This window comes from uncultured Pseudophaeobacter sp. (genome assembly GCA_905479575.1).
Lineage (GTDB): Bacteria > Pseudomonadota > Alphaproteobacteria > Rhodobacterales > Rhodobacteraceae > Pseudophaeobacter.
In genome coordinates, this window is sequence record CAJQNB010000068.1 from 48,248 (window position 1) to 58,278 (window position 10,031).

Sequence of the window (10,031 nt, forward strand, 5' to 3'; positions counted from 1 at the left end):
CACCAAAGGCTTGATCCCCCGTTAGAACCGCGCCTGTAGGGTCAGATCGAAGCTTTGTTCCTGGTCAAAGTCTTCTTTCTTGAGCGCCTTGGAAAAGTTGAACCGCAGCGGACCAAGTCCCGTTGTCCAAAGCACCGAAAAGCCAACCACATGACGGAAAGACCCGTCGCGACCGACGATGTTTGTGCTGCCGGAGGTATCAACATCGTTCAACCCCCAGAGGTTGCCAACGTCATAGAACAACGCCCCACGAAGCCCCAGCTCATCGGGCAGCCCCAGCGGAAATTCAGCATCAAATCGCGCTACAGCAAATATATTGCCGCCAAGGAAGTCATCATAAGTAGTGCCATCGGGCCGCGCAGAACGATCCCGTGGACCAATACCACCTGGTTCAAACCCCCGCATGATGGACGGGGAAAGAACATACCGATCCAAGGACCGGCTATTGTTGTTCCCCATCCAATGCAGAGCACCAGTTTCCAACGTCGCGCGCAGAGTTACCTCTTCGTTGAAGATCGTTTTTTGAGCCACAAATTTTGTGCTTGTCTTCAGGAACTCATTGTCACCACCAAGACCAGCATAATCCGCGCCGACTTCAAAAAGAAATCCTGCATTGGGGTCCAGACCATTCAACCGGCTATCATAGGTGTATTTCAGACCGAAAACGCTGCTGGAACGTTCCCCTTGGGCGATTTCATTTACAATTGTCGGCGCCGCAGACGGGTAAGTGCCGCCGATGTAGCTCCTATCAGCCCGCGCAATCATCTCGGCGGTATTCCAAGAGTAGCTCACCCGCAAAGCTGAGCTCTCGCTCAGCTTGAAGGAAAGCGCCGGGGACAGAAAAGCACGTTTGGTATCATACTCAGAGAAACTCGAGTCTGATTCAGAAAGCCCAAGGTCAAAACTGAAGCGTAGATCGCGGCCCAACAGATGCGGCTCAACAAACCCTAGAACATATTCGTCCGCTTCAGTCGCTGTTGCAATAGCGAAGGAAAGACGCTGCCCACGGCCCAGGAAATTGTTTTCGCTTAACCCGAGCGAAATGCCAAAGCCATCGTTTACCGAATAGGAGCCACCAAGGCTCAGCGAGCCGGTGGGCTGTTCGGCAACATTCACATCCAACACGACCTGGCTGGGTGAGCTACCCTCGCGCACATCGACGTCCGATTCAGAGAAAAAACCAAGGGCGCGAATACGTTCCGCCGTGCGCCGGATCTCACGCGGGTTGAAGGGATCGCCCTCAACCGTGCGGAATTTCTGGCGGATCACCCGGTCCAGCGTCGTTGTGTTGCCCTCGATATCGATACGCTCAACAAAAACACGAGGCCCACGGGTGAGAACATATTCGACATCAAGGGTCAGATCGCGATCATTGCGCGTCACCCGAGGTTCAATCCGCAGGAAATCGATGCCCAAGCGCAGGGCCAGGTTTTCCATGCGTTCGATCTCTGTTTCAACCACGGTCGGGGAATAGGTAATACCCGGTTTGGATTTGAGCACCCTGCGGAACACATCCGCGTCGGCTTCAGACACCTCGCTGGTGACCGTAATATCGCCAAAGGAGAACTGCTGTCCCTCGGAGACATCAACCACCAAGAAGACCGCGTCACGCTCGCGGGTGACCTCGGCATTGGCGCTGTTGACCCGGAAATCGACATAGCCGCGGGACAGGTAAAAATCGCGCAGGATCTGTTTGTCAAAGTCGATACGGTCTTCGATCAAAGTGTCTTTGTTGATAAAGGCACGCAGGAAACCAGCCTGTTTGGTTTCCAGAACCCGACGCAGCCTGCGGTCCGAATAGACCTGGTTGCCAAGAAAGGACACGCGTTCAACTTCGGTGGTGTCGCCTTCGGAGATTTCAAACACCAAATCAACACGGTTGTCGCTGCGGCGAATGATCCGTGGGGTTACCCGCGATGCCAGCCGCCCCTGCACGCCGTAGGCTTCAGCGATGGCTGCCGCATCCTGTTCTGCGACGGCCGGATTAAACACCCGGCGCGGTGACGATTCGATAACTTCGGAGAGATTCTCATCTTTGATACGGCGATTGCCTTCAAAGTTGATTTTATTGATGGTCGGGAATTCTGTCACCTTGATGACCAGGGTGTTCCCTCTTGGAACCAGTTCGACGCTTTCAAACACACCACTGTCGACGATGTTCTGATAGGCATCGTTCAGCTTGCCGGCAGAAACGGTCTTCCCCCGTTCGATGCCCGTATAGGCAACAATAGTTGAGGTTTGGATACGCTGGTTACCCTCAACTTGCACTTGGTTGAACCGGTAGTTCTGTGCCTCGGCAAAATTGGGTGACAGCCCAAGCCCGAAGGTAACAGTTAAGGCGATCACAGATACGCCACGATACAAAATATTGGTACGCTTTACGCGCTTACCGCAGGATATGCCCACGTTCTTGCCCCAGACCATCAGTATTTACCCGAAATTAATAGCAGCTTAACACTGTGCGTACCGGGTTTGTGAGCGGTTGTCAAAACCAACAAAAAAACACGCGGGCAGGAACCCGCGCGTCTACTTGAACTGTAAATTCAGACTTATGAGGCGGTTACATAGACGCCAGCCAGCTTCCGAGGCAAAGCGACAGCACGATAAACGTTGCCGAAAGCGCTCGATCCCAATTCAGGCGCAACAAAAGAGCAAATCCGTTTTCAGTTTCAGCAGGTATCATCATCTGGCTTTGCATGACTTTATCCCCCAGGAAAGACGCAGGATCTGGCACCTTACAGAGCCCCTCTTTGGCCCCTGACATCAGGTGTTGTCCGCCAAATCTTGCGCGTTAATGCAGATTACCAAAGCCTTAACCGCAGAATGTGGCATGAGTTTGGCACATTCTGAATTCGCAAAGGGCGGCCCTCAGGCCACCCCACCATTGATATATGAAGATCCCAGACAGGCACCGGCAAAGAGTGTCAGCAGGGATACAGTATTAGCAGAAAATGTCGTTACTCAGCGCAAAGACCATCAACGACAGGATCATGGCGATGCCCGCAGTCATGAGAATCTGCATTGCGCGATCGCTGGGCGGACGTCCAACCACCGCCTCATAGGCATAAAATACCAGATGGCCGCCATCCAGCGCCGGGATTGGAAACAGGTTCAACAGGCCAACAGCAGTCGACAGAACCGCGATAAAGCGAATGAAGCTGGCCGTCCCCTGGCTCGCGGTGTCGCTGGACGCCTTGGCAATGCCAATCGGTCCCGACAGGTTACAGCTGCTGATTGCCCCGGTGATAATATGACCAAGCCCGGAAATCGAAGAGCTGACAACCGTCCACACCTGCGCGACCCCACTTGAGAGTGCATGCCCAACTGTGGTCGGCTCGGTCTCATACTCGATCAGGTTGCCACCACTCACGCCAATCAGCCAGCGACTGGCGAAGCCGCCATCCGCTGTGGGCAGGTCCATTTGGCGCGGCGACAGGGACATCTGAATCGTTGTGCCATCGCGCAATATATCAAGCGAAAGCTCCGCCCCCTTGGTCTGTGCAACCTTGTCCACCAGCTGCCCAAAGGCAAAAACCGGATCCCCGTCCACTGCAGTGATAAAGTCGCCAGGTTGCAACCCCGCATCAGCAGCCGCGCTACGCGGCGACACAGAAGAAACATAGGCCGGGGCAAAATGGGTATCCGTAACCCGCAGTTTTGCACCATCGCGGCGCACCAAATATTCCAGGCTGGGCGTCACCGGCAGCGCGTCACGGAATTCCGTCCAGGCCATTGAATCACTTAGGGCTGGAACCGGAAGACCGGCAACCTCCAACAGCTCATCCCCGGAGCGCAGGGTGTTTTCAACACCCGGAACAGGCACCAATGACCCAACGGTCAACGGGTCACGCACCATGCCAAAATAGAGCGCAAGCGAAGCAAAGACGGCAATCGACATGACAAAGTTGAACACTGGCCCTGCCACAACCGTGGCAGCACGCGCCCAGAGCGGCGCGCCGTGCATGGTGCGCCGCAGCTGCACCGGATCTGCCGCCGCCGCTTCGATGACATCCGTGTCCTTGCCCGAGGCTGCATCCGCATCGCCCAGGAACTTTACATAGCCGCCAAACGGCAGGGCCGCGATCTGCCACTTGGTGCCGCGCTTGTCATGGCGGCTCCACAGCACCGGGCCAAACCCCAGCGAGAAAACCTCAGCATGGATACCGGACCAACGTCCGACAATGTAATGGCCGTATTCATGTACCGCCACGATCACCGAGAGCGCCACGACAAAACTGACAACCGTATAAACGAGCCCGCTAAGCTGCGGGAGAAGTGCGAGTAGGTCCAAAACTTTACCCTATGCTTTGAGCTGCAGCCACATCGGCTGCCTTGCGGGCGATGTGGTCAATCTGTGTGACGTTATCAAGGGTCATTGCGGACTCAATGAGGCCGCTTTGCGTCTCAATTTGATCCAGCACCCTGGCGGTGATCTCGGCCATATCGGTAAACCGGATGGCGCCGGCGATAAAATGGTCCAGCGCGCGTTCCTTGGCGGCATTGAACACAGCGCCCATCAACCCGCGTCGCTGCATGACATCACGCGCCTGCGCCAGCGCCGGATAGCGGGCAAGATCGGGCTGGTGAAAGTTGAGCTGGCCGATACTGGCCAGATCCAGCCGCGCAACAGGCAGGTCGCGCCGCTCGGGCCAGTGCAGAGCATAGCCAATGGCATGGCGCATATCTGGCGCCCCGAGATGGGCCATCAAGGCTCCATCGCGAAACCCAACCAGCGCATGCACCAGGGATTCAGGATGTACCAGCACCTCGATCTGATCTGGCTCCACCCCAAAATATTCACGGGTTTCAATGACTTCCAGCGCCTTATTGAACATAGACGCGCTGTCAATGGTGATCCGCTGGCCCATGTCCCAATTGGGATGCGACGAGGCCTGAGCCAGCGTTGCCTGTTGCAGGTCTGCCAAAGGCCAGTCGCGAAATGCGCCGCCAGAGGCCGTGATGACAATGCGCTCCACCGCAGAAATCTCTTCGCCCACCAACCCCTGAAACACCGCCGAATGTTCACTATCCACCGGCAGCAGGCGTGCGCCATGCCGTTTGGCGGTGTCCAGCAGCAGCGCTCCGGCGCAGACTAGGGATTCCTTGTTGGCCAGCGCCAGCGTGGTGCCCTGTTCCAACGCCTTGAGCCCCGGCGCCAGACCCGCAACTCCAACGATGGCCGACATGATCCAGTCCGCGGGCCGCGTTGCCGCCTCAATCAGGGCCGCCTGCCCCGCTGCGGCCTCGACTTCGCTGCCAGCAAGCGCCGCGCGCAGGGCGGGGAGCTGGTCCTCAAAGGCGGTAACCGCAAGATCCGCACGCAGGTCGATGGCGTCGCGCGCCAACTGGGCAATATTGCGCCCGCCGGTCAGCGCCACCACCTCATAGGCCTGTGGCGCGCGTTTGATGAGATCAATGGTGCTTTGCCCGATAGAGCCCGTGGCCCCAAAAATTGAGATTTTCCGCATCTATTTCCCTCTCGGCCTATCCCAGAAAGGGGTAGAGAAGCAGGAACATGGCCGCAGCGCCCAGCATTCCATCAAAGCGATCAAGCAGGCCCCCGTGGCCCGGAATAAGCCCGCTGGAATCCTTGACGCCGGTCTGACGTTTCAAGGCGCTTTCGGCGACGTCTCCGGCCTGACTGGCCATCGCAACCAGCACCGAGGCCAAAACCAAGGCAAAGCCCATGTCAAACACAGGCGCAGCCCCTAGGCCCACCAGTGCCGCGGCGACCCAGCCAGCCGAAGTCCCCGACCAAGTCTTTTTCGGGCTGATACGCGGCCAGAATTTTGGCCCGCCAATTGTCTTGCCTGCAAAATACCCGGCAACATCCGTTGCAATCACCACCAGCGCCAGCCAGATCAACCAATCCGCGCCCAAAGAGATCCGCATCCAGATAAAGCTATAGCCCGCCAGAACAATCCAAAGCGCAAAGATCGCAAATCGCGCCTTTGCGACTTCAGCAACCTGCAACCAGCCCAGAACAACGGGCAGCAGCAAGAGCCCCGCCCCCAAGGCCGCAGGCAGAATTCCAGCAAGGAGCACCGCGCCAAAGCTCGCGCCCCCCAGCAGCAGCGCAGTGTCGGCCCGACGGGGGGCCAACATCTGGCTCAGCTCCCAAACCATGCCGCCACAGCAGGCTGCAATCACCAGGGTGAAAACCAGCCCCCCGGCCCAGATTGCCCCCAGAGCCACCACAACCATCACCAGCGCCGAGATGATCCGTGGTATCAGATCGCCCCAGCGACCGGTGCCGCCAGCGCCATTTGGAATGGGTGGTTTCATGAGGGAACCGCGCCAAACCGGCGATCCCGCGCGCCAAATTTGCGGCACAAACGCCCCAGTTCGTCGGCGGAGAAATCCGGCCAGAGCGTGTCAATAAATTCATATTCCGCATAGGCAGACTGCCACAGCAGGAAGTTGGAAATCCGCGCTTCGCCGCTGGTACGGATCACCAGATCCGGGTCGGGTAAAACATGGGTGTCCAGATAGCGCGGCAGTGTTTCTTCGTTGACATCCTCAGGCAGCAGCCGCCCGTCCGCAACATCCTGCGCCAGCCGTTTGGTGGCGCGGGCGACTTCATCCCTGCCACCATAGTTCAGGGCGATGGTGAGGTGGATGCCGTCATTGGTCTCGGTTTCATGCTCCAGATCGTCCATCAGCTGCACCAGCTTGGCGTCCAGACGCAGACGATCACCAATGAACCGCACCCGCACGTTTTGCGCAGCGAGCGCCTTCATTTCTTTAGATATGTAGCGGCGAAACAGGCTCATCAATCCGGAAATCTCAACCTGGGTCCGCTTCCAGTTCTCAGTAGAGAAGGCAAAGATGGTGAGATATTTGACCCCAAAGCGCGGGCAGCATTCAACAATCTCGCGAACACGGCGTGCGCCCGCGTGATGACCAAACAGGCGGGGTCGCCCCCGTGCCTGCGCCCACCGGCCATTGCCATCCATGATAATTGCAACATGACGCGGGCCAGAGGATCTGTGTCCCTCTGACGCCGCGCTTTTCATACTCGTATTGGGATCACTGGGCATGTAGCGGGTCAGACCTGCATGATTTCTGCCTGCTTGTGCTCAAGCGCATCATCCACAGCTTTGATCATCGCATCGGTCAAATCCTGCACTTCGGATTCCCAGAATTTCTGGTCATCCTCAGACAAGCCATCGGACTTGGCCTTTTTGATCTGGTCCATGCCATCACGGCGCACATTGCGGATGGAAACCCGGCAATGTTCAGCATATTGGCCGGCAACCTTGCCAAGCTCGCGGCGGCGTTCTTCGTTCAGCTCTGGGATCGGCAGCATGATGATGGTGCCGTTAAGCTGAGGGTTGATCCCCAGGCCAGAATTGCGGATCGCTTTTTCCACCGGCCCCACCAGGCCCTTATCCCAGACGTTGATGGTCACCATGCGCGGCTCTGGTACGTTGACCGTGCCAACCTGGTTGATCGGTGTCATTGAGCCATAGGCCTCGACCATGACCGGCTCCAGCATGGAGCCAGAGGCACGTCCGGTGCGCAAAGAGGCAAATTCGGTTTTCAGATTCGCCATCGCGCCGTCCATACGGCGTTTCAGATCGTCGGTATCCAGTTCGAAATCGTCAGACATCTCTTCTCTCCCCTGACTTGAGGCAGTCTTTGTTCCGCTCATAAGCCATTGGTCCGTCAATGTATAGCGATCATGACATGGATTTCTGCACAGGCGCGCTTTGACATCACAGACCGCGCCCCTTGGGGCGCCATAGTGCCCTGAACGAAATTACGCGTGATGGCAGGCCATCACGCGTAGATAAAAAAGGTCCGAGGGGACCATGGCACCACCGGGTTAGATCAATTTACCCGGTGCTTACATTCTGTAAAGTATGCCTGCCCTTGATTTAGACAGCCAAGATGTCAGCGGCATGACAGCCCCGCAGGTTCCGTTCTGCCCTGATCTGATTAAACCGGAGCTGATCAAACCGGAGCAGTTTAACCCGGAGCAGCCTGTCGTGCCGCAGGCTAGTCCTGCACCTTGGTGTAGGTTCCTTCCCCTGCCAGAATGCCGCGAAACCCGCCGGGCTCATCCAGAGAGAACACGATGATGGGCAGATTGTTGTCCCGCGCCAGGGCAATTGCCGAGGCATCCATCACCCCAAGGCGCTTGGCCAGAACATCGTCAAAGCTCACGGCATCATACCGCTGGGCATCGGCGTGCTTTTCGGGATCCTTGTCATAGACGCCATCCACTTTGGTGCCTTTGAAGATCACTTCACAGCCCATTTCATTGGCGCGCAGCGTGGCTGCCGTGTCGGTGGTGAAATAGGGGTTGCCGGTACCAGCGGCAAAGATGCAGACCCGCTTTTTCTCCAGGTGGCGCACCGCGCGGCGGCGAATATAGGGCTCACAGACCTGATCCATCGGGATGGCAGAGATCACCCGACAGAACACGCCGAGATCTTCCAGGGCGCTTTGCATGGCCAGGGCGTTCATCACCGTGGCCAGCATCCCCATATAGTCGGCTGTGGTGCGCTCCATACCCTGGGCGGCACCGGACAAGCCGCGGAAAATATTGCCGCCGCCAATCACCATGCAAATCTCGACACCCATGTCATGCACGGATTCAACCTCGCGCGCGATGCGCTGAACGGTGGGCGGGTGCAGGCCGAACCCCTGGTCGCCCATCAGCGCTTCACCCGAAATTTTCAGCATGACACGGTTATAGGTAGCGTCTGGAGCAGTATCCAGCGTTTCAAGATCAAGGGGCATGTTGCGCTCCGGCAGATGAGGGGGTTAGTTTGCGCGGCAAAATGGAGCAAAATGCGACGGGTTTCAATGCGGGTAAACCGCTTTCCTTTCTGTTTCTGACCTGTTTCCCATCTGCCGCTGGCCCAAATTCGCAAACCTCTGGACGGACCTCTGATGCTGCTGCCCGATCTTGACCCGGACAAACCCGTACTTCTGGCGGGGCCCACGGCCTCGGGGAAATCTTCCCTGGCGATGGAAATCGCACAAAAACAAGGTGGTGTGATCGTCAACGCCGACGCCAGCCAGATCTACGACTGTTGGCGAGTGGTCACCGCCCGCCCGTCCCGCGCCGAGGAAGAGCAGCTGCCGCACCGCCTGTACGGACATGTCGCCTATGATGGGCAATATTCCGCAGGTCACTGGTTGCGCGAGGTCAAAACCCTGCTGGAGGGGGCAGAACGCCCCATTATCGTAGGCGGGACCGGGCTATATTTTTCCGCCCTTACCGAAGGGCTGGCAGAAATCCCCGCAACGCCTGATGAGATTCGCAAACATGCTGATTCCCTCACGCTCGAGGTGCTGTTGGCGCAGCTCGATCCGCAAACTGCCGCGCGCATAGATCTGAACAACCGCGCCAGGGTTCAACGCGCCTGGGAGGTCTTGCAGGCCTCTGGCCGCTCCCTTGCGGACTGGCAAGACGACACGCCTGCACCCATTATGCCAATCAAAGCCTGTTCTGCCCTGGTTATGGATAGTCCCAAAGACTGGCTGGAGCCCCGGATCCGTCACCGCTTTGACCAGATGCTAGCGCAAGGCGCGCTGGAAGAGGTGGAGGCAATGCGGGAGCGCTATGATCCCAAGCTCCCCTCCTGCAAGGCCATCGGCGTGCCCGAACTGATGGGGTATATCTGTGGTGATCTCACACTGGAAGCCGCCCGGGAACAGGCCGCAATCGCCACACGCCGCTATGCCAAACGGCAACGCAGCTGGTTTCGCTCCAGAATGAAAGACTGGACACTGATCTCATCCAGCGCCTTGTGAAGTGACCTCTGCCCCAGCCAGCAAGACCCGGGTTGCCCCACGTCAGATACACGAGGCCAGATACTAGGGGTCAGATAATCTAGGGCAGATAATAGCGGCCAGTCATCAAACGCTCAGAGCTGGGTTGTGTCTCGAATCTGGTGGAAATTCTCTGGCGGCGTTCTCCGAGCATGTGGATTTGGGCCTGATCAGGCCGCGAGGTCAAGTCTGATCGGGGCGATGGGCTGAGCCAAGGTTTCCCAGCCATCGACCTTTCGCATCTG

9 protein-coding genes are annotated in these 10,031 nt (G+C 57.6%); 1 reads left to right on the forward strand and 8 read right to left on the reverse strand.

The window, feature by feature from the left end:
- Positions 1–21: 21 nt before the first annotated feature.
- The 8 genes from bamA to pyrH form a co-directional block, all read right to left on the reverse strand.
- Positions 22–2,424, reverse strand: coding sequence for an outer membrane protein assembly factor BamA (gene bamA, locus QZ268_RS16565; protein WP_295454781.1), 2,403 nt, complete (start codon positions 2,422–2,424; stop codon positions 22–24).
- Positions 2,425–2,560: 136 nt separating this feature from the next.
- Entirely contained in the window at positions 2,561–2,698 is a 138-nt protein-coding gene (locus QZ268_RS16570) for a hypothetical protein (protein ID WP_295454782.1), read from the reverse strand.
- Positions 2,699–2,941: 243 nt separating this feature from the next.
- Positions 2,942–4,291 (reverse strand): RIP metalloprotease RseP, encoded by a 1,350-nt coding sequence (gene rseP, locus QZ268_RS16575; RefSeq protein ID WP_295454784.1) that lies wholly within the window; start codon positions 4,289–4,291, stop codon positions 2,942–2,944.
- A gap of 4 nt (positions 4,292–4,295) precedes the next feature.
- On the reverse strand, positions 4,296–5,468 hold the full coding sequence (gene dxr, locus QZ268_RS16580) for a 1-deoxy-D-xylulose-5-phosphate reductoisomerase (protein WP_295454786.1): 1,173 nt from the start codon (positions 5,466–5,468) through the stop codon (positions 4,296–4,298).
- Between the two features lie 16 nt (positions 5,469–5,484).
- The gene (locus tag QZ268_RS16585; RefSeq protein WP_295454788.1) at positions 5,485–6,285 is read right to left on the reverse strand and encodes a phosphatidate cytidylyltransferase; all 801 of its coding nucleotides are present in this window, start codon (positions 6,283–6,285) and stop codon (positions 5,485–5,487) included.
- On the reverse strand, positions 6,282–7,040 hold the full coding sequence (locus QZ268_RS16590; protein ID WP_295454790.1) for an isoprenyl transferase: 759 nt from the start codon (positions 7,038–7,040) through the stop codon (positions 6,282–6,284). The genes QZ268_RS16585 and QZ268_RS16590 overlap by 4 nt, the downstream gene beginning before the upstream one ends.
- A gap of 8 nt (positions 7,041–7,048) precedes the next feature.
- The gene (gene frr, locus QZ268_RS16595; RefSeq protein ID WP_295454791.1) at positions 7,049–7,612 is read right to left on the reverse strand and encodes a ribosome recycling factor; all 564 of its coding nucleotides are present in this window, start codon (positions 7,610–7,612) and stop codon (positions 7,049–7,051) included.
- 389 nt (positions 7,613–8,001) lie between these two features.
- Positions 8,002–8,748: a UMP kinase gene (gene pyrH, locus QZ268_RS16600; RefSeq protein ID WP_295454793.1), complete on the reverse strand. Its 747-nt coding sequence runs from the start codon at positions 8,746–8,748 to the stop codon at positions 8,002–8,004.
- A gap of 153 nt (positions 8,749–8,901) precedes the next feature.
- On the opposite strand from pyrH, the gene miaA reads away from it, so the two are divergent.
- A complete protein-coding gene (miaA, locus tag QZ268_RS16605) occupies positions 8,902–9,768 on the forward strand; it encodes a tRNA (adenosine(37)-N6)-dimethylallyltransferase MiaA (protein ID WP_295454795.1) in 867 nt (288 codons plus the stop codon).
- The last annotated feature ends 263 nt before the right edge of the window (positions 9,769–10,031 follow it).

Coding starts and splice junctions, on each gene's coding strand:
- bamA (WP_295454781.1), bottom strand. CDS start 2,424: ATGGTCTGGGGCAAGAACGTGGGCATATCCTGCGGTAAGCGCGTAAAG.
- QZ268_RS16570 (WP_295454782.1), bottom strand. CDS start 2,698: ATGCAAAGCCAGATGATGATACCTGCTGAAACTGAAAACGGATTTGCT.
- dxr (WP_295454786.1), bottom strand. CDS start 5,468: ATGCGGAAAATCTCAATTTTTGGGGCCACGGGCTCTATCGGGCAAAGC.
- QZ268_RS16585 (WP_295454788.1), bottom strand. CDS start 6,285: ATGAAACCACCCATTCCAAATGGCGCTGGCGGCACCGGTCGCTGGGGC.
- QZ268_RS16590 (WP_295454790.1), bottom strand. CDS start 7,040: ATGCCCAGTGATCCCAATACGAGTATGAAAAGCGCGGCGTCAGAGGGA.
- frr (WP_295454791.1), bottom strand. CDS start 7,612: ATGTCTGACGATTTCGAACTGGATACCGACGATCTGAAACGCCGTATG.
- pyrH (WP_295454793.1), bottom strand. CDS start 8,748: ATGCCCCTTGATCTTGAAACGCTGGATACTGCTCCAGACGCTACCTAT.
- miaA (WP_295454795.1), top strand. CDS start 8,902: ATGCTGCTGCCCGATCTTGACCCGGACAAACCCGTACTTCTGGCGGGG.